The 24,936-nt window shown below is 33.4% G+C and carries 24 protein-coding genes; 6 read left to right on the forward strand and 18 right to left on the reverse strand.

The features are described from left to right. Window positions 1–64: 64 nt before the first annotated feature. From AC1RRN_RS12555 to gcvP, 4 genes are all read right to left on the reverse strand, one after another. Window positions 65–913, reverse strand: coding sequence for a glycosyltransferase family 2 protein (locus AC1RRN_RS12555; protein ID WP_492967633.1), 849 nt, complete (start codon window positions 911–913; stop codon window positions 65–67). Window positions 914–1,011: 98 nt separating this feature from the next. Then, on the reverse strand, window positions 1,012–1,533 hold the full coding sequence (locus AC1RRN_RS12560; protein ID WP_492967634.1) for a methyltransferase: 522 nt from the start codon (window positions 1,531–1,533) through the stop codon (window positions 1,012–1,014). A gap of 221 nt (window positions 1,534–1,754) precedes the next feature. After that, window positions 1,755–2,813, reverse strand: a complete 1,059-nt coding sequence (locus AC1RRN_RS12565; RefSeq protein ID WP_492967635.1) for a 3-oxoacyl-ACP synthase III family protein — start codon at window positions 2,811–2,813, stop codon at window positions 1,755–1,757. A gap of 627 nt (window positions 2,814–3,440) precedes the next feature. Then, entirely contained in the window at window positions 3,441–6,290 is a 2,850-nt protein-coding gene (gene gcvP / locus AC1RRN_RS12570) for an aminomethyl-transferring glycine dehydrogenase (RefSeq protein WP_492967636.1), read from the reverse strand. A gap of 218 nt (window positions 6,291–6,508) precedes the next feature. Here gcvP and AC1RRN_RS12575 point away from each other — a divergent pair, with 218 nt between their 5' ends. Then, on the forward strand, window positions 6,509–7,315 hold the full coding sequence (locus AC1RRN_RS12575; protein ID WP_492967637.1) for a UbiA prenyltransferase family protein: 807 nt from the start codon (window positions 6,509–6,511) through the stop codon (window positions 7,313–7,315). A gap of 349 nt (window positions 7,316–7,664) precedes the next feature. On the opposite strand, the gene AC1RRN_RS12580 is transcribed toward AC1RRN_RS12575, so the two are convergent. After that, window positions 7,665–8,063 carry a DUF1090 family protein gene (locus AC1RRN_RS12580; RefSeq protein WP_492967638.1) on the reverse strand — a complete coding sequence of 133 codons (399 nt, stop codon included), beginning with the start codon at window positions 8,061–8,063 and terminating at the stop codon, window positions 7,665–7,667. A gap of 155 nt (window positions 8,064–8,218) precedes the next feature. Between AC1RRN_RS12580 and AC1RRN_RS12585 the strand changes: the two genes are divergently transcribed. Next, a complete protein-coding gene (locus AC1RRN_RS12585; protein WP_492967639.1) occupies window positions 8,219–8,650 on the forward strand; it encodes a hypothetical protein in 432 nt (143 codons plus the stop codon). 13 nt (window positions 8,651–8,663) lie between these two features. On the opposite strand, the gene AC1RRN_RS12590 is transcribed toward AC1RRN_RS12585, so the two are convergent. The 6 genes from AC1RRN_RS12590 to AC1RRN_RS12615 all read right to left on the reverse strand — a co-directional run bounded on the left by AC1RRN_RS12590 (window position 8,664) and on the right by AC1RRN_RS12615 (window position 12,003). Further along, window positions 8,664–9,122: an SRPBCC family protein gene (locus AC1RRN_RS12590; RefSeq protein ID WP_492967640.1), complete on the reverse strand. Its 459-nt coding sequence runs from the start codon at window positions 9,120–9,122 to the stop codon at window positions 8,664–8,666. 133 nt (window positions 9,123–9,255) lie between these two features. Next, entirely contained in the window at window positions 9,256–10,161 is a 906-nt protein-coding gene (locus AC1RRN_RS12595) for a TIGR01777 family oxidoreductase (RefSeq protein WP_492967641.1), read from the reverse strand. A 60-nt stretch (window positions 10,162–10,221) separates the two neighbouring features. Then, entirely contained in the window at window positions 10,222–10,608 is a 387-nt protein-coding gene (locus AC1RRN_RS12600; protein WP_492967642.1) for a hypothetical protein, read from the reverse strand. 18 nt (window positions 10,609–10,626) lie between these two features. Further along, complete coding sequence (locus AC1RRN_RS12605) at window positions 10,627–10,974, reverse strand: hypothetical protein (protein WP_492967643.1); 348 nt, start codon at window positions 10,972–10,974, stop codon at window positions 10,627–10,629. A 2-nt stretch (window positions 10,975–10,976) separates the two neighbouring features. Then, the gene (locus AC1RRN_RS12610; RefSeq protein WP_492967644.1) at window positions 10,977–11,420 is read right to left on the reverse strand and encodes a hypothetical protein; all 444 of its coding nucleotides are present in this window, start codon (window positions 11,418–11,420) and stop codon (window positions 10,977–10,979) included. A gap of 79 nt (window positions 11,421–11,499) precedes the next feature. After that, on the reverse strand, window positions 11,500–12,003 hold the full coding sequence (locus AC1RRN_RS12615) for a GbsR/MarR family transcriptional regulator (RefSeq protein ID WP_056189131.1): 504 nt from the start codon (window positions 12,001–12,003) through the stop codon (window positions 11,500–11,502). 286 nt (window positions 12,004–12,289) lie between these two features. On the opposite strand from AC1RRN_RS12615, the gene AC1RRN_RS12620 reads away from it, so the two are divergent. The 3 genes from AC1RRN_RS12620 to AC1RRN_RS12630 all read left to right on the forward strand — a co-directional run bounded on the left by AC1RRN_RS12620 (window position 12,290) and on the right by AC1RRN_RS12630 (window position 14,650). After that, window positions 12,290–12,775, forward strand: a complete 486-nt coding sequence (locus AC1RRN_RS12620; protein WP_492967645.1) for a putative adhesin — start codon at window positions 12,290–12,292, stop codon at window positions 12,773–12,775. A 321-nt stretch (window positions 12,776–13,096) separates the two neighbouring features. After that, window positions 13,097–13,810: a hypothetical protein gene (locus AC1RRN_RS12625; RefSeq protein WP_492967646.1), complete on the forward strand. Its 714-nt coding sequence runs from the start codon at window positions 13,097–13,099 to the stop codon at window positions 13,808–13,810. 87 nt (window positions 13,811–13,897) lie between these two features. Further along, window positions 13,898–14,650, forward strand: coding sequence for a hypothetical protein (locus AC1RRN_RS12630; protein WP_492967647.1), 753 nt, complete (start codon window positions 13,898–13,900; stop codon window positions 14,648–14,650). Window positions 14,651–14,680: 30 nt separating this feature from the next. Here AC1RRN_RS12630 and AC1RRN_RS12635 read toward each other — a convergent pair whose 3' ends face one another. Continuing rightward, window positions 14,681–15,340 carry a SanA/YdcF family protein gene (locus AC1RRN_RS12635; RefSeq protein ID WP_492967648.1) on the reverse strand — a complete coding sequence of 220 codons (660 nt, stop codon included), beginning with the start codon at window positions 15,338–15,340 and terminating at the stop codon, window positions 14,681–14,683. A gap of 141 nt (window positions 15,341–15,481) precedes the next feature. Further along, window positions 15,482–17,509 (reverse strand): M3 family metallopeptidase, encoded by a 2,028-nt coding sequence (locus AC1RRN_RS12640; RefSeq protein WP_492967649.1) that lies wholly within the window; start codon window positions 17,507–17,509, stop codon window positions 15,482–15,484. A gap of 221 nt (window positions 17,510–17,730) precedes the next feature. On the opposite strand from AC1RRN_RS12640, the gene AC1RRN_RS12645 reads away from it, so the two are divergent. After that, window positions 17,731–18,405: a hypothetical protein gene (locus AC1RRN_RS12645; protein ID WP_492967650.1), complete on the forward strand. Its 675-nt coding sequence runs from the start codon at window positions 17,731–17,733 to the stop codon at window positions 18,403–18,405. Between the two features lie 167 nt (window positions 18,406–18,572). Here the strand turns inward: AC1RRN_RS12645 and purE are convergent, their stop codons facing one another. The 5 genes from purE to AC1RRN_RS12670 form a co-directional block, all read right to left on the reverse strand. Further along, the gene (gene purE / locus AC1RRN_RS12650; protein WP_492967651.1) at window positions 18,573–19,058 is read right to left on the reverse strand and encodes a 5-(carboxyamino)imidazole ribonucleotide mutase; all 486 of its coding nucleotides are present in this window, start codon (window positions 19,056–19,058) and stop codon (window positions 18,573–18,575) included. A gap of 323 nt (window positions 19,059–19,381) precedes the next feature. After that, complete coding sequence (locus tag AC1RRN_RS12655) at window positions 19,382–20,536, reverse strand: 5-(carboxyamino)imidazole ribonucleotide synthase (protein WP_492967652.1); 1,155 nt, start codon at window positions 20,534–20,536, stop codon at window positions 19,382–19,384. Window positions 20,537–20,645: 109 nt separating this feature from the next. After that, window positions 20,646–21,197 (reverse strand): HEAT-like fold family protein, encoded by a 552-nt coding sequence (locus AC1RRN_RS12660; RefSeq protein ID WP_492967653.1) that lies wholly within the window; start codon window positions 21,195–21,197, stop codon window positions 20,646–20,648. Between the two features lie 23 nt (window positions 21,198–21,220). Next, entirely contained in the window at window positions 21,221–23,224 is a 2,004-nt protein-coding gene (locus tag AC1RRN_RS12665) for a TonB-dependent receptor (RefSeq protein ID WP_492967654.1), read from the reverse strand. 297 nt (window positions 23,225–23,521) lie between these two features. Then, window positions 23,522–24,799, reverse strand: a complete 1,278-nt coding sequence (locus AC1RRN_RS12670; RefSeq protein WP_492967655.1) for a PQQ-dependent sugar dehydrogenase — start codon at window positions 24,797–24,799, stop codon at window positions 23,522–23,524. Between the last annotated feature and the right edge of the window lie 137 nt (window positions 24,800–24,936).

Consider the following 24,936-nt stretch of genomic DNA (forward strand, 5'->3'; position numbering starts at 1 on the left):
GCTAAGGTAAAAAGAAGTTATGAGTTTTGGGTTATGAGTTTTGTATTTTCGGCTGTTTTCCGAATCAAATTAACTTTTCTTTCATTTTTTTGAAACGATAATTTCTAATAAATTTAGCTTGTTCAGTTGTTACTAATAAAGTAGTCTTAGCTTTTTTAGCTTTCCAGAATCCTTTGATGTAGTCAAGAAACAGAAAAGGTTTTTTCTTCATCATAGCCAGTTTTGCAGAAGCAATTGCCGTAATCCAGAAACCATATCCTAAAGTGTAAAAAGCCTCGCCTTGTTTGTAACGTGCTGTTTTATTATAATTTGCACCTGTTGGTTTAAGGTGTTTTACATGTAATGATTGGTCAGTAACTACTTTCCAATCATAATATTTACAAAGTAATTCGTCTACAGTATCCCATCCCATGGCAGGTTTTAATCCTCCAATTTGCTGAAAGGTTGCTTTTCGATACGCTTTCAGTGCGCCACGAATATGATCTTTATCGGTCAGGTTTTCTAAAATCCATTCACCATTTTTTTCAATATAACAAAATCCGCCTGCCATTCCAATTTTTGGATCAGATTCAAAATGTTTGATTATGGTTTCGAAATAGTTAGGAGGAAAAATTAAATCGCCATCAATTTTTACCATAATATCGTAATCAGCATCCAATGTTTCAAATCCTTTCTGAAAAGCCTGAATTACTTTGCTTCCTGGCATATGAATGGCATCTGAAGTTTTGTTTACAACAGAAATATACGGATTGTCTTTAGCAAAACCCAAAACAACTTCTTCTGTTTTATCTGTAGAATTGTCGTTTACAACCACAATTTTTGCAGGCAAAACGGTTTGCGAAACCAAAGACTGTAAAGTAAGACCAATTAAATCTTGTTCGTTATGCGCGGGAATGACGATATAATATTTCATTTAAAATAGTTTAGATTTCAGATTGTAGATTTTAGATTTTTTACTTTATCTAAAATCAGAAATCCAAAATCGTTAATCTAAAATCTACAATCTGAAATTTAAATTTTTTCTGCGTAGACAATATAATATCTCGGAGTAAAATATCTTAATAAAGGTCTGAATCCGAACTTTTTTACCGGATGTGTAAATTGAAGACGATCTGTTATTTTCCAGCCTGTTTTTTCTAAAAGCCAGTCTAGCTGCCAATCTTCAAATTCGTGATAATGTCTGTCCCACATATCTGTTTTAGAACGGTATGCTGGCGAAAACCATAAACGCAACGGAATTGAAATTAACAATTTATCGCATTTTACGTTTTCTAAAATTGTATATGGATTTAGCAAATGTTCGAAAATTTCAAATGCTGTAAAAACGGTATATTCTTCTGTTTGTAAGGCAGTTTGATCGTTGTCTAAATCTTCACCTTTTGTGTTTTTTACGGTATAACCATTTTCTTCCATTATTTTAGAAAACGGATTTGGTACACCAAAATCAAAAATGGTTTCTGATGTGCTAACGTGCTTTTGTAAAAATTCTAAAGTAAGTTTGAATCTTTTATTCGGAAATGTTTTTTCGTACATTTTTTATTTTTTATCAGCAAAGGCGCAAATATACGAAGTTATCTTCTTTTTTATGTTTTTTTAATTTGAATGTGATATAAGGTATTTATAAGAATTACAAATTAAATCTCACGCAAAGACGCGAAGTCGCAAAGTTTGAATTTTATTTACTTTGCGACTTCGCGTCTTTGCGTGAATATTTGACTCCAATTAAATAAAACTTAATTTAATTGAAGTATTATTTAATGTCTGTATACAAAAGCATTAACATTCATTCCGGCTCCAACTGAAGCAAAAATGATAACATCGCCTTTATTGATTTCGTGACCTTCAATTTTTCCTTTTAGGATCAAATCATATAAAGTTGGTACTGTTGCGACACTGCTGTTTCCAAGATCATGAATACTCATTGGCATAATAGCTGCAGGTGCCGTTTTATCATATAATTTGTAAAAACGTTCGATAATGGCCTCGTCCATTTTTTCGTTTGCCTGGTGAATTAAGATTTTCTTCACGTCGTCAATCGCAATACCGCTTTTATCTAAACAGCTCTTCATTGCGCATGGAACCTGGCTTAATGCAAATTCGTAAATTTTACGACCGTACATTTTAATGTATTTGATGTCCGGATCTAAATCTGGATTGTATGATTTTCCGAAGTATAAAAAGTTAGCTTCATCATTAGCGAATGTAGCACTTTCGTAAGATAATAATCCCGATTCGCTTTCTGTGCCTTCTAAAATAGAAGCTCCTGCACCATCAGAATAAATCATCGAATCACGATCGTGATCATCAACAACTCTTGATAAAGTTTCAGCTCCAATTACCAGAACACGATTTGCCATTCCGGATTTGATGAAAGCATTAGCCTGCAAAACACCTTCGATCCAGCCCGGGCATCCGAAAAGAATATCGTAAGCAACACATTTGGGATTTTTAATAGCCAATTTGTTTTTTACACGAGTTGCTAAACTTGGTAAAATATCGGTTTGGTGTGTCCCGGATTTTACATCTCCAAAGTTGTGGGCGAAAATAATATAATCTAAAGTTTCACGGTCGATTCCAGCGTTTTCAATTGCTTTTTCAGCAGCAAAAAATGCCAAATCTGAGGCGTTATGATGAGTTTCGGCATAACGGCGATTTTCGATTCCGGTGATACCTTTGAATTTTTTTATTACAACTTCATTTGGATAGCCAAAAGGAGTTCCGTCTTCATTTAAAAAAACATGCTTGTCAAAGTCAGTATTGCTTACTTCTTTATTCGGAATGTAACTTCCGATACCAATTATTTTTATTTTCATTATTCCTTAATTATCCAATAAATTTATTGCTAAATTATATAAAAAATTATGATAACTATCATAAAAAATACTATGCATGCATATAATTATCAAATAATAATTATTTGGTGGATATATTGTTTATTTTTTAATGAAATTTATGTTTTACCGAGATTTCAAACGTTTGAAATTGTAGAGTGAGTTAAATTGTTTTTATTTCAGGTTTTAAGTTTTAAATTTTTGCACCACGTCAATTTCACAATCTTGTCATTTCGACGAAGGAGAAATCACACTAGTAGCTCTACAAAATAAAATCGTCAATCATTGTCGAATTTCATGTGTGATTTCTCCTTCGTCGAAATGACAGTAATTGTCGAAGTACAAACATGAAAAGTTTTTTAAAACGTATTATGCTTGTTAGAATGTTTTTCGCGTGAGGGATAGGAGTAAGCTACCGAAGTAGCATGGATAGCCCGACAGTATTTAAGAAAGGGCCTCATAAGCGCAAAGTTGCTTAGGCCTTTTTTTAAATACTGGCACGCCCCAATTATTTTAGATTTTGTAATTTGAAAATTGAGATTTAAAACACAAAACCCGACAAGTTTTAAGACCTGTCGGGTTTTGAATATGTATAAGAAAACTTATTTCTTAGTTTTCCATGTAAGCTTCGATTGGAGCACAGCTGCAAACTAAATTTCTGTCACCATAAGCATCATCTACACGACGAACTGATGGCCAGAATTTATTTTCAGCAATGTACTCTAATGGATAAGCTGCTTTTTCTCTGGTATAAGGGAAATCCCAAGAATCTGTAGTTAACATTGCCAATGTGTGCGGTGCATTTTTCAATACGTTGTTTTTATCATCGGCTGTTGCAACTTCAATTTCTTTTCTGATTGAAATAAGAGCATCACAAAAACGATCTAATTCTGCTAAATCTTCAGATTCAGTTGGTTCGATCATTAAAGTTCCAGCAACTGGAAAAGAAACCGTTGGCGCATGGAAACCATAATCCATTAAACGTTTTGCGATATCACCAACTTCAATTCCGTTTTCTTTAAATGAACGACAATCTAATATCATTTCGTGAGCCGCTCTTCCGCATTCTCCAGTATAAAGAATTGGATAGTGTCCTTCGAAACGCGCTTTCATATAGTTGGCATTCAAAATTGCATGTTCAGTAGCACTTTTTAATCCTTCAGCACCCATCATTGTGATGTAACCGTAAGAGATTAAACAAACTAAAGCTGATCCGTAAGGTGCAGATGAAATAGCAGTAATCGCTTGTTCGCCGCCTACTTTTAAGATTGGGTTTGTTGGCAAGAACGGAACTAATTTCTCGTTCACACAGATTGGTCCAACTCCAGGTCCACCACCACCGTGAGGAATAGCGAATGTTTTGTGTAAGTTTAAGTGACAAACGTCAGCACCAATTGTAGCAGGATTTGTTAATCCAACTTGCGCGTTCATGTTTGCACCGTCCATATATACTAATCCGCCGTTATCGTGGATTAATTTTGTGATTTCGATAATTGAAGATTCGAAAACTCCGTGAGTTGAAGGATAAGTTACCATTAAACAAGATAAATCATCTTTGTGTTCAATCGCTTTTTCTCTTAAATCTTCTACGTCAATATTTCCTTCCGGAGTCGTTTTCGTAACGATAATTTTCATTCCGGCCATCGCTGCAGAAGCAGGATTTGTTCCGTGAGCTGATGAAGGAATCAAACATACATTACGGTGACTATCGCCTCTTGATAAATGATAAGCGCGAATAGCCATTAAACCAGCATATTCTCCCTGAGCTCCAGAGTTTGGCTGTAAAGTTGTTCCAGCAAATCCAGTAATTACATTTAATTGCTCTTCTAATTTTTTAAGCATCGTGATATAACCTTCCGCTTGTTCAACTGGTGCAAATGGGTGAATGCTGTTCCAGTTTGGCATTGATAAAGGCAACATTTCTGAAGCTGCGTTTAGTTTCATCGTGCAAGAACCTAATGAAATCATTGAATGATTCAATGATAAATCTTTACGCTCTAATTTTTTGATATAACGCATGATCTGACTTTCTGAATGATGATTGTTGAAAACATCATGCGTTAAGAAAGGTGATGTTCTTTCTAAAGAAGCAGGTAATTGACTAGCTTCAGTCAATTCAGAAACAGAGAAAGTTTCTTTTCCTAAAGCTTCAGCAAAAATCGCAATAATTTGGTTGATGTCGGCAATTGAAGTTGTTTCGTTGAACGAAATAGAAATCGTATCAGCATCAACATAGAAGAAGTTTACTTCGTTTTTCTCTGCAACAGCTTTCACTTTTTGAGCATCGGCTTTTACCGAAATAGTATCAAAGTAAGCTGTGTTGGTTTGGAAAACTCCTAATTTATTTAAAGCTTCAGCAGCAGTAACTGCCGATGCGTGAACTTTGTTTGCAATGTATTTTAATCCTTCTGGTCCGTGGTAAACTGCATACATTCCAGCCATAACTGCTAATAAAACCTGAGCAGTACAAATATTTGAAGTCGCTTTTTCACGTTTGATGTGCTGTTCACGAGTTCCTAAAGCCATACGTAAAGCGCGGTTTCCATTAACATCAATAGAAACTCCAATGATACGACCTGGCATAGAACGTTTGTATTCGTCTTTAGTTGCAAAAAATGCAGCGTGAGGACCACCGTAACCCATTGGTACACCAAAACGTTGTGAAGTTCCAACCACTACTGCAGCTCCCATTTCTCCTGGAGAAGTTAAAGCAGCAAGTGATAAAATATCAGCAGCAAAGGCAACTTTAATTTCGTTTTCTTTTGCTTTAGCAACAAAAGCACTATAATCGTTTACCTGACCATATTTTCCTGGGTATTGTAAAATAGCTCCAAAAAACTCATTTGAAAAATCAAATGTTTCGTGGTTTCCAACAACTAATTCAATTCCAACCGGAGTTGAACGTGTTTGTAATATTGATAAAGTTTGTGGTAAAATTTCTTCAGAAACGAAGAATTTATTTATGTTGTTTTTCTTTTGATCACGTGTACGAACGTCAAATAATAACGCCATTGCTTCAGCAGCAGCTGTACCTTCATCTAATAAAGACGCGTTTGCAATTTCCATTCCTGATAATTCAATAACAGTTGTTTGGAAATTTAAAATCGCTTCAAGACGACCTTGAGCAATTTCTGCCTGATAAGGTGTATAAGCTGTATACCATCCTGGATTTTCGAAGATATTTCTTTGAATTGGCGCAGGAACGATAGTTGGATGATAACCTAAACCAATATATGATTTGAATACTTTATTTTTCTTTCCTAATTCCTGAATATGATTTGCGAATTCGTACTCTGTCATTGCAGGATCCAAATTCAAAGGCGCTTTTAAACGAATATCGTCCGGAAGGGTTTCATAAACAAGTTGTTCAATAGATTCAACACCAATTGTTTGTAACATGTGTTGAAGATCTGTTTCTCTTGGGCCAATGTGTCTTAAAGCAAAAGCATCTGTTCTCATTTGTAGCTATCTAGTTTTTTTAGTCAATGTAATTAGCCAAATAAATTCTCAAATAAATCACGAATTACAAAGGTTTATTACATTTTATAGTAAATGTGTTGTTTTTTTGTGGCGCAAAATTAAGTATTATTAATAATTTAATGGGTATTTTTAACTTCAATTTTTATGAAATTTATAACCAAAGAGTTGATTTGTTACTAATTGATTAGATTTGAGAGATGAAATTTTTGAAACAGATATTAGATTTTTACCTAAATAGCAGCATTCATGTGGCTTTATCGTGTTATGCTTTGGTCAGGGTTACATTTCATGTGTTTCATATTCAGTATGATGAAGCGATGGCGTTGTTCGTTTTTTTCGGAACAATTGTGGGATATAATTTTGTTAAATATGACGCTTTGGTTCGCGTGAAAAGAAAACCGGTTGGCATTCAATTAAAAATTATTGCTGTTTTAAGTTTTATTTCTGTGATTTTAGTCGGCTATTATTTTTTCCATTTAAAGCGAATTACTCAAATTGTTTCCGTTGTAATTTTTGCCATAACGGCACTTTACACATTACCATTTTTCCCAAACAGAAAAAATGCCCGAAACTGGGCAGGTGTAAAAATTTATATTGTCGCGATTTGTTGGGTAGGGGCAACGTTAGTTTTACCTTATATGAATGCTGAAATTCCGTTTACGGGTAATTTTTTCATCAAATGTATTCAGCGATTTGTTTTGGTTTTTGTCTTGATTTTGGTTTTTGAAATTCTGGATCTGGCGAATGATGATCCGCATTTGCAAACCGTTCCGCAGACTATTGGCGTGAAAAAAACTAAAATTTTAGGATTTTCTCTTTTAGTTCCGTTTTGGATAGTGGGTATATTGAGCTTTAGTTTTCATGATCTCATTATCAATCTGATAATGGTTCTCATGCTCATGTTGTTTATTCTTTTTGCCAACCCAAATCGCTCTAAATATTACACTTCTTTTTGGGTCGAAAGTGTTCCGATTTTTTGGTGGCTGATGATTGTGTTTTTATAAAAAGACATTTATAAACAATTTGGGCGTGTTTCGCCGCGGCGAACCGGGCTTTCGGCTATATCTTTTATTCCGCTCCGCTTCATAAAAGGATACCGCCTCAATCCCTCACGCAAACCGTCAACGAGAAAATTTGTTTTCAAAAGAAGGTAAATAAATCAGTTTAATTCTTGAATTGCCTGCAGCTTTAGCTAGAGGTAAAAAAAATCTTCGATCAGGGCTTTAGCCAAATAACAAAGTTCGGCTAAAGCCAAGAAACATTCCATTATAATTTATCCTCCAGCTAAAGCTGTAGGCAATTCAATTTGTTTTTTAAATCTGCTCAATCTGTGTGAAATAATTCTTCAAATATCTACTTCGTTTTTTGTTCAGCCAAAGCTTTATTCAATTCAGCTTTTGCTTCATTTAATTTTTTTCTCTTTTTATCGATTTTTTCTTTGCTTTCTTTGTCTTTAATGGCTTCATTTAAATCAGCAGTTCTTTCGTTTACTTTTTGCTGTTTTTCGTTTACTTTTTTGTCAAGATCTTTATTGACTTTTTTTGTGGTACAGTTTTTCTTGGTCTGTGCAATCGCATCTTCAACTCCTTTTATCTGATTTTGATTTCCCGCTTTTTTAGCCGCAACTAATTTAATGTTTAACTCGCATAATTTTCTGTCACAGCCTTTTAATGTTGCACAATTGGTTTGTGAAAATCCGATATAAGAAATGGCGAAAAATGCTACTGATAAAATTTTAGTTTTGAATGTCATAGAATTGATTTTTTAATTTGCAGAATAAACTATTCTAAAAGTAAGAATTTTTTTGGATTGTTGTAATTCTTTTTTCCTGTTGATTTTCATTATTCTTGAATTGTGTTAAAATTTCAATTCATAATAATCCTATATTTGAAAATAAAAATGCTCATATGCAAAAAGATGTTTCCTTTTTTGGAATGAAGTTTACGCAACTACAATTTATTTTGTTTTTCTTCGGATGGATGTTTTTTCTGGCTTTTATTTGGCCATTCCTTATCGGTTCTTATCTTGGGATGTCGGTTTTTGTATGCGGATTTTCTGTGCTTTTTGTTGGTTTGCTTAATCGTTTATTCGGATTATTGCTACTTGTGTTTTACTTTTTAAATAAATCACTTATTCGATACTATCAAAATTTTATGATGGTACTTACTTCTATTTTAGCTACTCTGATTTACAGTCTTTTTGTGCCTATGAATTTTTATACTTATATGGCACATCTTCTGGTGAACACTTTTACTATCTTTTTAATTTATGAAGTTGGCTTCAGGAAAGGGAGTAATAATATCGAAGATGAAATTATTGATTTGGATGATGATAATTAAGGAAGCCTAAAATCTATAATGCAGGTTTTTCACAAACTTTTTTTAAGATTTTGTTTCTCTCTAGAAGAAATTGAGTCAAATGTTTTTCCAGAAATAAAATATCAAATAATTCTCCAAAAATTCCAAATGGCGTTTCATATTGCAATTTGTCTTTCATAATCGTTACGCCATTTTCTTCCTCAAAAATATGTTCGTGTTTAAAGGTCTTGAATTTTCCTTCTTCCATTTCATCCACAAAATAATCATGTAGATTCATTGTTATGATTTTGCTTTTGTGAGTCAAATAAAAACCAAAATGTTTCCCGCGCCAGGTTACAGTTTCATTTAAATTGATCAAACCAGATGTGACACCGGCAATTGCTTTTTCTTTTGAAGGACTTGCAGATTGTTGGTGAATATCGATGTTTCTTGAGGCGTCAAAAACGATTTGTTTTGGTGCTTTTATTTTTGTTGTGAGGTTTATTGTTGTCATTAATTTATATTTTTTTTGCGCAATCTTGTCATTTCGACGAAGGAGAAATCACACTCGGAATTCGAAAAAGATTGGCGATTTTGATTGCGGAGTTTCTAGTGTGATTTCTCCTTCGTCGAAATGACAAATGACATTAGATTAAATTCTTAAAAGCGGTATCAATATCTCCAAACTTAAATTGAAACCCATTTTCCAAAAGCCGTTTCGGAATCACATTCCTGCTTTTTAAAACCAATTCGGTTTCCGTGCGAATAAAAAAAGATCCAATTTCCAGAAAGAATTTATTCATCGGAATTCCGAAAGAGAAGCCAACTGCTTTTCGAAGTTTCTGCATAAAATCAACATTTCGAATTGGTTCCGGAGAAACAATATTAATAACGCCAGTAATTTCTTTTTGAAGAATAAAATCAACTGCATTCGCAAAATCTTCTTCGTGAATCCAACTTATAAATTGATTTCCTTTTCCTTGTTTTCCTCCAAAACCAATTTTTGCCAAAGTCTTTAACGGAATAAAAGCGCCACCATTTTTTCCTAAAACAATTGAAGTTCGTAAAGCTGTTTTTAAAGTATTTGGAGTTTCGGTTTTAAAGAATGCTTTTTCCCAGGAAAGTGCCACATTTATAGAAAAATCATTTCCAATTTCACCATCAATTTCATCCATTTGTTTATCTAAAGAAAAACGATAAATGGTTGAAGTTGATGAATTCAGCCAGTGTTTCGGCGGATTTTGACAGTTTAAAACAGCTTTGTTGAGAATTTTGGTGCTTTCAATTCGAGATAAAAGAATTTCCTTTTTATTCTCTTTTGTATAACGACAATCAACAGATTTTCCGGCGAGATTAATTAGAACCGTGGCATTTTCCAATTCCTTTTCCCAACCTGAAAAAGTTCGCGCGTTCCAGTTTATATATTTTATTCCGTCAATTGTTTGAGATTTTCCTCTTGTGAGAATTACAATTTCTTCAAATTTATCTTTGAAATGATTGATTAAAACTTGTCCTAAAAATCCTGTTCCGGCTGCGATTATGAGTTTTTTCATTTGTTTTTCAAGTATTAAACCCGACAGGTTTTAAAAACCTGTCGGGTTTTGTTAGTATATTTAAGCTTTAAAAACCAATCTTTCTTCTTGCTGAGCTTCTTTAGCTTTTCTTTTTCCTCTAAAGAAGAAATATAAATTGAAGAATAACATGATGCCAAGATAGATAGAAAATCCACCAATTTTGTAGCTTAGTCTTTCAATCAATTCCTGATAACTGTCTTGATATAATTGTAATTCTAAAATCATTAAAGCAAAACCAATATTTAAGAGATAAAATCCGGTTTCAAAAAGTTTGTTGGTTGCTTCGGCAATGTCTTCTCTTCCTTTAAAAATGTCAAGCATAAAGATTTTTCCGTTTTTGAAAAGCGTTTTAGAAACATAATAAGTAAGGAATAAAGCGATTGGTAAATAGATGCCGTAGCCGATTAAGATTTTTGTAGTTTCCATGATATTTAATATTAGATGTTATTTGATTAATTTATGAATGTACCTAGTTAGAATGATGATATTGAGATAATGTAATATTGAAATGATAAAAATGATGATGGCTGTTTTTATCCCGATTGTTTCAATAAGATTGGGTAGAGTTGAAATTTTTTGCCAGGAAATCAATGTCATGGCACAATAACCAATATTGAGAAGATAATAAGCCAAAAGCAAAACCTGATTTATTTTTTGGCAGATGTCAGCATGATTCGGAATCAGTTCAGCGACATAAATATTTCCGTTTTTGTAGCATATTTTCCCTACTTTCAGAATGATGAAAATGGTAATGCTGAGATAGGCGAAATATCCAATGATGTTGAGATTCATGATTAAAGCAATTTATAATGACCAATTAAATTATAAAGGAACAACGCTGTATTTACCGTTGCGAATAACACAAAAAGCATATTCATAAAGTAGCTTCCTACTTTAAAAAGCAGTTTTTGGGGAATCTGATACATTGGATAATACGCGATCTGAGTAGCGACTTTTCCTACCCAATACAAAGCAATTAAGCCGGTTAATGCAACTGCCAAAGCTGATTGATCTTTTAATTCAGTTGTAAATAAAATCGCAATTAAGCCAAAACAAAAGTTTAATCCCTGAATATATCTTCCATAAGTTTTAGCAATTTCCTGATTTAGTGGTTTCAGTTGTTTTACATCATTGTACCAATCAAAAACATTGTGACGAATGTATGGATAGATAAGGGCTGTAAATATTTGGCCAATTCCGCTTAGGATTATTAGCCAGTTTGGTATAGTTGTGTTCATGGTTTTTAGTTTTTTTAGTTTTTTTAGTTTTTAAATTTTTAAACTTTCAGAAAAAAATGAAAGTTTTGATTAAATTTTTTTATTTCATGATTTTTAGAACCAAACGGCCTAACCAGTTTTCATTGAATTCGGTCATTTTATCTAACATATTATCTGCTTTTAAAACGAAATCGTATAATTTAGAGGTCTGATCTACAAAGTGTTTTTCTTCTGCGGAATCTTTCGCTTCGATTGTCGAAACTTCTTTTAAGATTTTAAGAGCAGGTTTAATTTCTCTTTTGCTTCTTTCTCTCGAAATTTTTACGGCTAATTCGTCTAAATCTTTTTCTGCAGTAAAAAATTCTCTTCTTTCTCCGGCTTTATATTCTTTATAAACAATTCCCCAATCCATTAAAGCTCTTAGGTTCATGCTGGCGTTTCCGCGAGAAATCTGCAATTCATCCATAATGTCTTCCATAGAAACAGCTTCGTTCGAGACCATTAATAAAGCATGGATTTGTGCCATCGTTTTATTAATTCCCCATTGAGAACCTAATGCTCCCCAGGTTTGTACAAACTTATTTTTTGCTTCTTTGAATTCCATAGATCAAATGTAAGCAAAAGTTTTTAAACTTTCAAAAATAAATGAAAGTTTATTTATATGATTGATTTTTCAATGATGATAATCTTATGTCTATTTTTTTATTTCTTATGTCAAGAAATCTTCTTCTTATGACATTTTTTTATATGCGATTGATTATCAGATGTAGTTTTGGTCAAGAAAAGAAAAAGAAGCTAGCGTGAATTTTACTTTTCAAAATTGTACAATTTAGAATTGCCCGGGCATGCGTTTTTTAAAATTAATCATTTAACTATTAAAAAAATTAATCATGAGCGTACAAGTTACAAATAAAGACATAGTTCTGCTGGGTCACGGTAGTTATCCGGGTGGAGCGACAAATACAAAACTCCCAGACAATGTTGATCTTTATCTTTTGCCACCTGTCGGGTATTCTTTAACAACTGATGTAGCAGCAGCGTTGATTCATCAGGAGAAAATTGACAATCTGGTGTTGCATCACGATAATAGTCCTAACGGAAACATAGAACCCGCAGTGGGAATATATAAGGGAGGTTCTCTTGCGCCTAATTTTACATTATATAATCTTGGAAGCCTTTCAAAATGGGGAAAAGATACTATAGGCGATAAAAAGAATGTTGTAACCGTTGATAATGATACCTTATTATCTGAATTACTTGCGTCTAATCAGAAAATCAAAGAAGCGTTAAGTAAACTGGGCAAAGGTGAAAAATTAAAATTATACTGGTCGGCATGTGCCAATCAGGTAAGTGGATATTGGGCTAGTTTGAAGTAGCATAGCATTTAAACTTACAATATTCATTATTTGTACAAATAGAATTTCAATCATGGACTAATACTGCAGATCGGGGACATGATACAACTAAGAGTAGTTTAAACTATAATTCAATTCAACAATGTAATGAGATTTTTATCTTAAAGAAAAACGATACGCACATTTTGATTGATTTAGAATTGTACGATAGATAACTCAGGCTGAAATAAAAATGACTACCATTTTTATGATCTTTTAATACTGTTTGCATTCAGGAAATAATGTGAAGGCGTAACCTGAAAAGCCTTATGAGTAGGGACTAACACATCAAAAACATATATTATGGCAACTTTTAGCACAACAATTAACATTAGCCCGGAAGACGTAAAAACTTTAAAAAGTCAAGGATATTCTTTATACGGATTTAAGTCCGTAGCGGCATCCGGGGACGGTTCTCCTACAGTTTGGTTTAATCTGCCGGCTGAAAAATTATTAGGGAAAACAGTAGTTACCTGGGAAGAAGAATTTCAAGCTTACAATTCGACTACTACAATTAAGCCTAAAACAGTAATTGTAGCAAGCAACACTATCGATACAGATTTAGGACAATTAGTTACTATAGAACAAGGATCAGGTAATTTAGATTCCAGTTCAGATGGTATCGATGGCGCCGTAGCTTTTCTTAACAATGACAACCAACAATTTACAGTAGGAATTAACCAGATGGTAAACGGGTCGTCAAATATTTTATGTGCATTTCCTATTTTAGGAGCTGGTTCTTCAAGAGTTATCACACCTATCACAAAAATTGCACTAATTTTTTCTACAGAACAAGTATTAACTGCAACAGTAATAACTAAAGCAATGTCAGCTGGTGCCTTGATTAATCTTACTGGTGTAAGTTCAAGAGACACAAATTATTCAGTAAACAATGGCTGGAGTGCAGGTGGTGGAACATGGTTGAAAAACTTTAATGCTCTTGCCGACTTAAAATCTTTGTTAATTGAAAATACATCAAGTCAAGAAAAAGCAATTAGCGAGAAATACGCCGTATAATTTATTGTATTGGGGGATTGAATTACTCTTCGTCAAATAAGATGAAGGGTAATTCTTTTATTTATAAATTAATTTAAATAGCGGGCGATGAAGAGTTCATTAATAATAAATTTATCACAAGAAACGGTAGAAAAATTAAATAAAGGAAACTATACTTTATGTTGTTTTCTTGCCTGTAAATCTGTTAATAAATCTTTATTTGCACCTTTAGTTTGGAGTGTGACTGATGATTTTTTGCAATCTGTCTGGATAGAATGGGACTTTAGACTTTCTGCCTATCTGTCTACAAGTGAAATTGTTGAAAATGGAATTATACGTTTTCCACAAATAGCATCTTTAAAACCAATAATAAGTGCCGGTTACAGTGCAAAAGTTAAAAATAGTGCAGGATCAAATTATGAGATTGAGCTAAAACATCGAATGTTAATTGAGAATTTTGGAAAGGTTTCAGTAGATGCAAATAATCCTTCTCCAACTGTTTTAATTCAAAATGATGCGAATCGGGAGTATTCCACCGGGATTTGTATCTATGATAGTGTGGAAGATCAATATTCTGGTAATTGTGTTTTTGAAACAAATGGAAATAATATTATTAATGTTGAACCATTAAATAAGGCGTTTTTAATGTTTACCAGTAGCGAAATGCAAACTAACACTGTTATTTTTAAATCCGAAAATCAAGGGATACTGGTTGATTTAAGTACAAATGCTGATAATAAAAGAACTGTTTCCTACGATATTAATAATGGCTGGAGTTCCTACGGACAAGACTGGGGAAAAAACTATCCACGTGGTACTGATCTAAGAGATTTGTTATGTAGTGATAATGACATTAATTGACTTGTTCAGAAATCATTAAATGTCAAAGATTTATCGTTTATCCTCTTTCGAATAATTTGAAACTCCATTAATATCGATTGTATTTCCTAAAAAATGTGGTTCCCGATTTCTCAAAACATCAAAAAAAGATTTAAAAATAGAACCATATTCTCTAAAACAAACATAATTATATCCTAAATATTCTCCTTTATTGGCTGAATATCCAACCGATTTAATTCCGAGTTTTTGTCCGATATAAATGGCTCGATTCAAATGATATTCCTGAGAAATTAAAGTGGCTTTTTTTATTTTAAAAATATGCTTAGCGCGATACATTGTAGAATACGTGTCGAAACCAGCATAATCGATAAATATTTTGGTCGTATCAACGCCATGAGTATAACAGTAATTTTTCATTACCATTAATTCATCATATTCTTCACGGCCGTTATCTCCGGAAAGTAAAATTTTATTGATACGTTTGGACTTGTATAATAAAATTCCGGCATCGAGTCTGTCTTTTAAATATTTACTCGGCTGATCTCCTTTAATTCCCGCACCGAAAATAATCCCGACATCATTTTTAGGAAATCTTTTTAATGAATGATGAATATGTGTCTTGGTAGTAGACTTTACATATAAATTCACAGAGACAACAGCAATCAATCCTAGAATAAAAAGATAAGCGAGTATTTTTAAATATTTTTTCAAATTGTATTTTGTAAGATTAGGTTTAAAAAATTAACGAAGATAATTAAAATGATTTGTAATATTTGAATCAAGATTGAATAAAAAATCCGAAGTATTTCTACTCCGGATATAATCTAAAATCTGATATCTAAAATTTAAAATTTACAATAGTCCTGCACGTTTCAACAAAGCTTCCGGTTTTGGTTCCTGACCTCTAAAACGTTTGTACAAAATCATCGGATGTTCTGTTCCTCCTTTTGAAAGAACATTATCTTTGAATTTGGTCGCGATTTCTTTATTGAAAATTCCATTTTCCTGAAAATATTCAAAAGCATCAGCATCCAGAACTTCTGCCCATTTATAGCTATAATATCCAGAAGAATATCCGCCTTGAAAAATATGAGAGAAAGCGGTACTCATAGCGTTTTCTTTCACATCCGGATACAATTGTGTGTTGGCGAATTGTTCTGTTTCAAAAGCTTTCAAATCGGTAATATTGGTTGGATCTTGTCCGTGCCAAGCCATGTCTAAAAGTCCAAAACTCAATTGACGTAAAGTTGCCAATCCTTCCTGAAAACTGGCACTTTCTTTAATTTTTTGTACATATTCAATCGGAATGATTTCTCCGGTTTCATAATGGTTTGCGAACAAAGCCAAAGCTTCTGGTTCGTAACACCAATTCTCCATAATCTGACTTGGTAATTCAACAAAATCCCAAAAAACAGAAGTTCCGGATAAACTAGGATACGTTGTATTCGCCAACATTCCGTGTAAACCGTGACCAAATTCGTGAAATAAAGTCGTTACTTCATTAAAAGTCAATAATGAAGGTTTTGTTTCTGTTGGTTTTGTGAAATTACAAACGTTCGAAATATGCGGTCTTTCGTTTACGCCGTCTTTTATAGATTGCGATTTGAATGAAGTCATCCAGGCACCGTTTCTTTTTCCTTTTCTTGGGAAGAAATCAGCGTAGAAAATCGAAACTAAATTGTTTTCAGCATCTTTCACTTCATAAGTGATCACTTCTTCGTGGTATTTATCAATGTCAAAAACTTCCGTAAAAGTCAAACCGAATAATTTGTTGGCAACTGTAAAAGCACCTTCTAAAACTTTTTCTAATTGAAAATAAGGTTTCAGTTTTTCATCATCCAAATTAAAAAGCTGTTGTTTTAATTTTTCAGAATAATAAGCACCATCCCATTTTTCTAATTGCTCGATTCCGTCCAGTTCTTTAGCGAAAGCAGTTAATTCTGCAAATTCTTTTTGAGCAGCTGGTTTTGCTTTTGCTAATAAATCATTTAAGAAAGAGAAAACTTTCTCCGGACTTTCGGCCATCCTTTCTTCTAAAACAAAATTCGCATGTGTTTTATAGCCTAATAAATTAGCTCTTTCAAAACGCAGTTTAGCAATTTTCAAGACATTTTCCTGATTGTCAAATTCGTTATTCTGAAATGCTTTTGCGCCAAAAGCAATCGCCATTTTTTTGCGCAATTCACGATTATCCGCATATGTCAAAAACGGAATATAACTTGGATGATCTAATGTGAAAATCCATCCTTCTTTTTCCTGGTTTTTGGCTAATAATCTGGCAGCTTCAATAGTTCCTTCCGGTAAACCGGATAGATCTTTTTCATCAGTCAAATGCAATTCGAAAGCATTGGTTTCAGCCAAAACATTTTCGCCAAACCGCAAACTCAATCTCGATAATTCTTTGTCAATTTCTCGTAATTGATCTTTTTTGTCTTCCGGTAAATTGGCTCCGTTTCTGGAGAAGCTTTTGTATTTTTTATCTAAAAGAGTTGTTTGTTCCGGATTCAGATTTAAACTTTCCTTTTGATCATAAACGGCTTTTATTTTAGCAAATAAAGCAGCGTTCAAAGTAATGTCATTTCCGAATTCAGAAAGTAAAGGCGAAACTTCCTGAGCGATTTTCTGCATTTCGTCACTCGTTTCAGCCGAATTTAAATTGAAGAAAATGCTAGACAAACGATCTAAAATATCGCCAGAAAAATCCATTGCTACTATGGTATTTTCAAAAGTTGGAGCTTCCGGATTATTTACAATGGCATCAATTTCAGCTTTAGCCAAAGAAATTCCTTCCTGAAAAGCAGGAACATAATCTTCGATTTTAATTTGTGAAAAAGGTGCGGTGTTATGTTTGGTATTGAATTTTGAAAGTAAAACACTCATTATGATATACTATTTTTTATTAATTGAAGTCGTAATTTTTGAATTCCAAAGATAACAATTTATAAAAATCTAATCGACTATATAACATTGATTCTCGGCATAAAATCCTCTTAAATTGTGTTATAGATATGTTATTTATTGCTGCAGGCGATATTAAAAGCGTAAATTGAAAAAATACGGTTAGAATAACAAAAGCACTAATCATAATTAAATATAACACTATGAATTATCAAATTGTAATAAAGAATATTGACACGGTTAATGAAGTTGAAGGATATTGGTCAGATGAAGATTTTGTTGTTTTATTGCAAAAATTCAATTATCCGGATGGAGCTACAGCCGAAAAAAGCAGTTTACCGGAATTATTAGAGATGGCTATTTCGGATTACGAAGCAAACGAAGCTGCGCAGATTGTATTAGAATATAAATTGGGAGACGAATTAAGTGAAGGACAAATCGAACAGATATCGAACAATATGTTGATAGATAAAGTATGTGAGGAATATCCCGAAATTCACATGCAAGGCAGATTATTTCATGTCAATCAATTACTTTTTAAAGCTTACAATGGGAAATTTCCAAATGCAAAAGCATCTGTGGTTCATTTTTCTATGACACCAATTACTGGTGAAGTACAAAAACTGACAGCGGAAAATATATTGAAGTTATTGAATAACGGTTTATCTGACAGAAATCTAATCAAAAGATTGTTTGAAAATCAAATGTCTCAAAATATTCCCTTTCCTGAAGCAGAAAGTATTATCTGGGAATTGACAACAAAAGATGATGTAAATTATAACTTGGTTACTTCAGAGAATTGGATAAATAAAGAAGATATTACAGAATATGAATTTGAATCTGTCTTGGAGGAAATTGAAGATGAAGTTTCAAAATAAGTTTTAAAAAATAGTAAAGGCTTCGCATTATGTGAAGCCTTTTGAATTTTGTTTCACAAAGACTCGCAAAGAAAAGCGCAGAGATTCGCAAAATTTTTCTCAAATAATAATTGTAAAAACCTTAGTGAATCTCTGCGCTTTTCTCTGTGTATCTCTGCGAAATAATATTATTTATTTAAACCTTCAGCCGCTTTATTAACCGCAGCTTTCAATTCTTCTTTATAAGAAATAATGGTTTCAAGTACTTTTTTATCGTGACTTCCAATAATTTGCGCTGCTAAAATTCCGGCATTTTTTGCGCCGTTCAAAGCTACAGTTGCCACAGGAACACCGCCAGGCATTTGCAAAATCGATAATACCGAATCCCAACCATCAATAGAATTACTCGATTTTACCGGAACTCCAATTACAGGAAGCGGCGACATTGAAGCAACCATTCCAGGTAAATGTGCTGCACCACCCGCACCAGCAATAATTACCGAAATTCCGCGAGTATGTGCATTTTTACTGAAATTGAATAATTTTTCCGGCGTTCTGTGTGCCGAAACGATATCTACTTCAACTTCTACATTAAATTGTTTTAATATGTCGATGGCATCCTGCATGACTGGCATGTCAGAGATACTTCCCATTATGATGGCTACTTTGCTCATGTTTTTTGTTTGTTTTGTTTCAGGTTTGTCAAACGGAAATCTTAAAGTTTTTTATTTAAGACTATTTTATGATTTTATAAAATATAAATATAATTACAAAACCTAATGCAATTAAGAATAATGTTAGAATTAAGAATGTAATAAAACTTTTGATCCTCTCACCAACGTATTCATTTTTATCAGTAAATTTTTCAAAGTGAGTTTTGATCAAATTTGAACTATCAGCCACTTTTGAGGCATTATCTAGTAAATCAAAAAAATCCAGAAATCCCATTTTTATATTTTGATTTAAGTTAGTGAAAACTGTTAACTACGACTAATCACTAAGCACTAATCACTCTAATAGTATTCTTAACTTCCTCTGCAATTCGTCTTGCTTCTTGCATATCTTCATTTACGATAGTTACATGACCCATTTTTCTAAAAGGTCTTGTTTGTTTTTTGCCGTAAATATGTGGTGTAACACCATTCCATCCTAAAATGGTTTCGATGTTTTCGTAAACTACATCTCCGGAAAAACCTTCGGCGCCCACTAAATTTACCATAACTCCGGCAACTTTGCTGTCTGTATTTCCTAACGGAAGATCTAAAATAGCACGTAAATGATTTTCAAATTGTGAAGTATAACTTGCTTCAATAGAATAATGTCCAGAATTGTGTGGGCGAGGGGCAACTTCATTTACCAAAATCTCATCTTCATTAGTTTGGAACATCTCCACTGCTAAAAGTCCAACATGATTGAATTTTTCTGATACATTCAAAGCAATTGCTCTTGCTTTTTCGGCTACTTTTTCGTCGATTCTTGCAGGGCAAATTACATATTCTACCTGATTAGCTTCCGGATGAAATTCCATTTCAACAACTGGATAGGTTTTAATTTCTCCCGATGGATTTCTTACCACAATTACCGCCAATTCATTTTTGAACGGAACCATCGTTTCGGCAATACATTCGACATTTGGCAAATCCTCCATATCAGAAATCTGGCGAATTACTTTTACGCCATTTCCGTCGTAACCAAACTCCGTACATTTCCAAACAAATGGAATCGTGATTTCATTATTTCCAACTGATTTTTGCAAATGCAACGGACTTTCAAATCGTAAATATGCTGCGGTTGGAATATTGCTTTCGGTATAAAAATCTTTTTGTGTTCCTTTATTCTGAATTCCTTTTAAGGTTTTTGGAGAAGGATATACTTTTAAGCCTTCATTTTCTAATTGTGTTAAAGCTTCAAGATTAACCAATTCAATTTCGAAAGTCAAAACATCAACCTGTTTTCCAAAATTATAAACCGTTTCATAATCCATTAAATCGCCCTGAAAGAATTTATTGCAGGCAATTTTGCTCGGAGCTTCGTCACTCGGATCTAAAACATAAGTTTGTATGTCAAATTTTCGCGTATCAAACAAAAGCATTTTGCCTAATTGTCCACCGCCTAATATTCCTAATTTAAAATCAGAAGAAAAATAATTCATTTTGTGTTGTGTTTTTGCAAAGATACTTTTTAATTTTTTTTCGCCACGAATTCACGAATTTTTCTTAAACTCATGCTAAAAATAATTTGTGAATTCATGGCTGAAAAAACTATTTCATCTTCTTCAAAACTTCCTTCGCAACAGCTTTATAAGCCGCCGAATGATCGCCATAATCTTTGTCCAGAATAATTTTCAGTTCAGGATGAATCCAGTCGTAATAATTTCCTAAAACATATAATGTTCTTATTGAATAGGCTTTTGTGGCCACTTTGACATCATTTATAAGCCAGTCAAATGAAGCTTCAATGCAATCCTGAAGGTTTTCTTCAGAAAGATTGATGCAGTTTTCATCTTTTTTATAATGTGATTTTACTAAAAGCTGAGTCACTTTTGCAATGGGACGAATCGAGCTTTCATCTTTTAAATGCTTCAAATTAGAAAAGAAAAGATCAAGATGGGGCTGAAGCCAAATCAATTCTTCATAAGATACAAATTCTAAAATCCAACAGGCTTTATGGTTGTTTTTATTGGATGGAGAAAAACAAATCGAAACCAATTCAGTAAATAAAGAAGGATTTTCTAAAATTTCCTGTGCCGCTTTCAAACGGTTTTCTCTATAAGCACTTACGTAATCAAGTTTCTTTTGTAGTTCAGATAGCATCGTTAATAGATTTAATTCTGCGACTAAAATAAGTAATTTAATGAGACATTTCCGTAGTAATTTACAGGAAGTCCTGGGTAATAATATCTTGGAGATGAAGTTCCAACAGGAAGTGCATTCGGCAAAATTAAGGAAGCATATTTTTCATTAGTTACATTATTAATTCCAAAAGCTAAATTGGTGTTTAGATTGTGGAGAATTTCAAAACGATAACCGGTTTTTAAATTGATAATAGTATAAGAATCCGAGAAAGCCGAATTAGCATCGTTCATCGGAATTTCATCCACAAATTGATAATCGGCATTCAAATAAATTCCAAAACGAGTATTTAAAATTAATCCTGCATTGACTTTATTGGCTGGAACTCCGGTTAATTTATTCCCGGAATAATCATTTCCATTATCTACAAATTCCTTAAATTCATATTTTCCAATGGAAGTTCCAATATAAGAATTCAGATTAAAAATTCGATTGATTTGCCAGTTGTGTTTCAACGTAATTTCAATTCCTTCATGCAATGTTTTGTCGGCATTTACACCTTCATATTGATCGTCTCCAATTCTTTTGGCAACCAATAAATCTTTAATTTCCATTCGGTAAACTGCAATTTCAGAATAAAGATTTTTATTGAAAAAGTAGAATTTTCCACCCAATTCAAAATTATAACCGTTTTCAGGTTTAATATCCGGATTGATGGTTCCATTACTGGTCAAAGTTTCTTCTGTGGCTGGAAGTGAAAATCCATGACTTGCTGAAAAATATATTGTTTGTTGCTGATTTGGTTTGAATAATAAAGAAAGTTGTGGTGAAAAAATTCCGTCATAACTGTATTTTTCTGTTGCCGTTTTTTGCGGAAGAAAGTTCGTCAGTTCAAAATGCGTTTCATTATAATTTAGGCCAAATTGAAGTTCAAATTTTTCAGAAAGCAACGATCTGATTTGCGAAAAAATATTGTAAAAATGCCTTTTCTGATCGCTTTCTGTCAATTGATTTCCTTGTAAACTGCCTTGTCCGTTATTTTGTTTGTATAAATTTTCAAAAGTGTTTCCATTGTAATTGTCCGTAAAATATTCCATTCCAAAAATGAATTGATTCTTCAGTTTTCCAATTTCGAAATTCCCTGAAAATTGTGTTCTTGCTCCGGTTGCAAAAGTATATTGGCGCAAAATATCAAAAGGTCGCGGTTCATTGCTGTCTTTATAATTGATGAAAACAGAAGTGGAATTATTTAGATTATCAGTAATCTTAAAATCATAAGCCAATCCTGCCAAAGTCGATTTGTATTCTTTAAATCCTTTTGAAGCCACCCAGGTTGGCGCGCCCAATTCAGGATTTGAATCGTAAACTTCTTTACTAATCGAACTCGGAATAAAAGCTTTTAAATAAGTGTAATTGGTGAAGTAAGTCAGTTTACTGTTTTGTCTTCTAAACAATTCTCCGGCAAGCGTAAATCCTTCTCGTTTATAAGAACTGTTTTCGCGCCAGCCATCTGATTTTAGATTGTGATAGCTTAAATTCAAGCTTGAATTTTTATCATCTAAACTATAATTCAAGCTGTTTTTTAATAATCCAAAAGAACCAAAAACAGTACTAATTCCGGCAGTTTGTCCTTTATTTTTTGAAAGTTGAGGCGAAATCAAAATTGCACCGCCCAAACCGGCACCGTAAATACTCGAAAGCGGACCTTTAATGATTTCAATCTGGTTGAGGTTTTCCAAATCAATATCATCAATAACCGTTTCGCTATTTCCGGAAGTCAGCGGAATACTGCCATAAAAAGCTCTTATTTTGTTCGTTCCATAAGGCGTTCTTGCACCAATACCGCGAATCGAAATTCGGGTTGTGGTAAAATTCGAAGATTGCATAAAAACACCCGGAATTGTATTAACAACAGTCGTAATATCTGTAGCATTATTTTGCGTCAGTTCTTTTTTGGATAAAATTCCAATCGAAGCCGGAGCATTCTGCAAACTGTCATTAATATGAAAAGAACTGATAATAACTTCTTCCAGTTTTTCTGTTTTCACAGAATCAATAGATTTGCTTTTTTCTTCCTGCGCAAAAGTGCTTTGGAAAAGAATTGTGAGAAGAAGGAGAAAACAATATTTTTTTAAAAGCATAAAAATAATTTAGTTTTTGAGCTTAAATTTAAACACATAGAAACATAGTTTTGGTTTGCGTACAAAGGCGTTTCACTTGTTTTAAAACACATAGCTATGTGTCTTTTTGCAAGTGAAATGCCTTTTTTGAGTCCCAGAAAACTATGTTTCTATGTGTTTAAATTATTGCCACCGAGTTGGAATTTGGAATTTGAATTTTGGAATTTATTTATTAGCAGTCACTTTCCAAATCGTATTTCCGCTGTCATCGTTTACTAAAAGCGATCCGTCATTCATAACCGTAACCGCAACAGGGCGTCCGTAAACCTGGGCTTTGTCAGCATCCGAAATAAATCCGGTTAAAAAATCTTCTGGTTTTCCGGATGGTTTTCCGTCTTTAAAAGGGACAAAAAGAACTTTATAACCGGAAATTACAGAACGATTCCAAGAACCATGCTGTCCTACGAAAGCGCCATTTTTATATTTTGCCGGAAATTTATCTTTAGTATAAAAAGCCAATCCTAACGATGCCGTGTGAGCACCAACGGGAACATCGGGAACAATTGCTTTTGCGACTAAATCTTTACGTTCGCCTTTCAATCTCGGATCAGGAATACTGCCGAAATAAGAATACGGCCATCCGTAAAAGCCACCTCTTTTTACACTTGTAATATAATCCGGAACCAAATCATCACCTAGTTCATCGCGCTCATTAACTGCAGTCCAAAGTTCTTTTTTATTGGCGGGATTCCAGTCCATTCCCATTGGATTTCTTAGGCCTTCAGCATAAATTTTTTCACCGGTTCCGTCAGGATTGATTTCTAAAATTGCAGCACGGCGTATTTCTTCCTTCATTCCATTTTCTCCAACGTTGCTTCCTGAACCAACGCCAATATAAATTTTCGTTCCTTCAGGGTTAGCAAGCAAACTTCTGGTCCAGTGATTGTTGTATCCTCCAGCAGGAAGTTCAACAATTTTGGTGCCCTGGGTTTCTAATTTTAATGGTGCGTTTTTATAAGGATAACGGTAAAGTCCGTCAGTATTTGCAACATAAAAAAAGTCTTTTAGAATAAGCATTCCCAAAGGTCTGTTGAGGTCTTTCAAAAAGACTTCGCGGGTTTCAAAAACGCCGTCTTTGTCGTTGTCACGTAAAATTATAATTTGATTTTTGCTTGTTCTTGTGCCGCTTTCAACAACAAAAATATCATTGTTTGGACCTATATATGTCCAGCGCGGATTTTCAAATCCGTCAGCAAATTTTGTGACCGTAAAGCCTTCAGGTGCTTTTGGTGTTTTTCCTTCGGGCCAGCCTATCACTTTACTGTTTTTGGATTTAGATTCAGTTGCATAAGGCGGAGGAAGTGTAATATTTCCAATTGCAGTTTTTACAACATTGGCAGGTTGTTTTGCCAGGGCTTCTTTCTCTTCCTTTTTTACTTGCCCGTTGCAGGCTGTTATTATAGTTAATAACGATATAGATAACAGTTGTATCGTAGTTTTCATGGTATTTTTGGAGTTAAATATTTATAAAATAACAATTTAGTAAATTTTGCCATAGTTGTAGGAAATGATTTGTAGATATTAACTGATATTTAACATTTCCAAAAAAGAACTTCTTCAGTAGTATTTTGATACTGACA

It is taken from the genome of Flavobacterium sp. GW821-FHT11G01 (assembly GCF_058808175.1).

What these genes read in the sequence shown, in the direction of transcription:
- AC1RRN_RS12555 (WP_492967633.1), bottom strand. Translation starts at nt 913, where the DNA reads ATGAAATATTATATCGTCATTCCCGCGCATAACGAACAAGATTTAATT.
- AC1RRN_RS12560 (WP_492967634.1), bottom strand. Translation starts at nt 1,533, where the DNA reads ATGTACGAAAAAACATTTCCGAATAAAAGATTCAAACTTACTTTAGAA.
- AC1RRN_RS12565 (WP_492967635.1), bottom strand. Translation starts at nt 2,813, where the DNA reads ATGAAAATAAAAATAATTGGTATCGGAAGTTACATTCCGAATAAAGAA.
- gcvP (WP_492967636.1), bottom strand. Translation starts at nt 6,290, where the DNA reads ATGAGAACAGATGCTTTTGCTTTAAGACACATTGGCCCAAGAGAAACA.
- AC1RRN_RS12575 (WP_492967637.1), top strand. Translation starts at nt 6,509, where the DNA reads ATGAAATTTTTGAAACAGATATTAGATTTTTACCTAAATAGCAGCATT.
- AC1RRN_RS12580 (WP_492967638.1), bottom strand. Translation starts at nt 8,063, where the DNA reads ATGACATTCAAAACTAAAATTTTATCAGTAGCATTTTTCGCCATTTCT.
- AC1RRN_RS12585 (WP_492967639.1), top strand. Translation starts at nt 8,219, where the DNA reads ATGCAAAAAGATGTTTCCTTTTTTGGAATGAAGTTTACGCAACTACAA.
- AC1RRN_RS12590 (WP_492967640.1), bottom strand. Translation starts at nt 9,122, where the DNA reads ATGACAACAATAAACCTCACAACAAAAATAAAAGCACCAAAACAAATC.
- AC1RRN_RS12595 (WP_492967641.1), bottom strand. Translation starts at nt 10,161, where the DNA reads ATGAAAAAACTCATAATCGCAGCCGGAACAGGATTTTTAGGACAAGTT.
- AC1RRN_RS12600 (WP_492967642.1), bottom strand. Translation starts at nt 10,608, where the DNA reads ATGGAAACTACAAAAATCTTAATCGGCTACGGCATCTATTTACCAATC.
- AC1RRN_RS12605 (WP_492967643.1), bottom strand. Translation starts at nt 10,974, where the DNA reads ATGAATCTCAACATCATTGGATATTTCGCCTATCTCAGCATTACCATT.
- AC1RRN_RS12610 (WP_492967644.1), bottom strand. Translation starts at nt 11,420, where the DNA reads ATGAACACAACTATACCAAACTGGCTAATAATCCTAAGCGGAATTGGC.
- AC1RRN_RS12615 (WP_056189131.1), bottom strand. Translation starts at nt 12,003, where the DNA reads ATGGAATTCAAAGAAGCAAAAAATAAGTTTGTACAAACCTGGGGAGCA.
- AC1RRN_RS12620 (WP_492967645.1), top strand. Translation starts at nt 12,290, where the DNA reads ATGAGCGTACAAGTTACAAATAAAGACATAGTTCTGCTGGGTCACGGT.
- AC1RRN_RS12625 (WP_492967646.1), top strand. Translation starts at nt 13,097, where the DNA reads ATGGCAACTTTTAGCACAACAATTAACATTAGCCCGGAAGACGTAAAA.
- AC1RRN_RS12630 (WP_492967647.1), top strand. Translation starts at nt 13,898, where the DNA reads ATGAAGAGTTCATTAATAATAAATTTATCACAAGAAACGGTAGAAAAA.
- AC1RRN_RS12640 (WP_492967649.1), bottom strand. Translation starts at nt 17,509, where the DNA reads ATGAGTGTTTTACTTTCAAAATTCAATACCAAACATAACACCGCACCT.
- AC1RRN_RS12645 (WP_492967650.1), top strand. Translation starts at nt 17,731, where the DNA reads ATGAATTATCAAATTGTAATAAAGAATATTGACACGGTTAATGAAGTT.
- purE (WP_492967651.1), bottom strand. Translation starts at nt 19,058, where the DNA reads ATGAGCAAAGTAGCCATCATAATGGGAAGTATCTCTGACATGCCAGTC.
- AC1RRN_RS12655 (WP_492967652.1), bottom strand. Translation starts at nt 20,536, where the DNA reads ATGAATTATTTTTCTTCTGATTTTAAATTAGGAATATTAGGCGGTGGA.
- AC1RRN_RS12660 (WP_492967653.1), bottom strand. Translation starts at nt 21,197, where the DNA reads ATGCTATCTGAACTACAAAAGAAACTTGATTACGTAAGTGCTTATAGA.
- AC1RRN_RS12670 (WP_492967655.1), bottom strand. Translation starts at nt 24,799, where the DNA reads ATGAAAACTACGATACAACTGTTATCTATATCGTTATTAACTATAATA.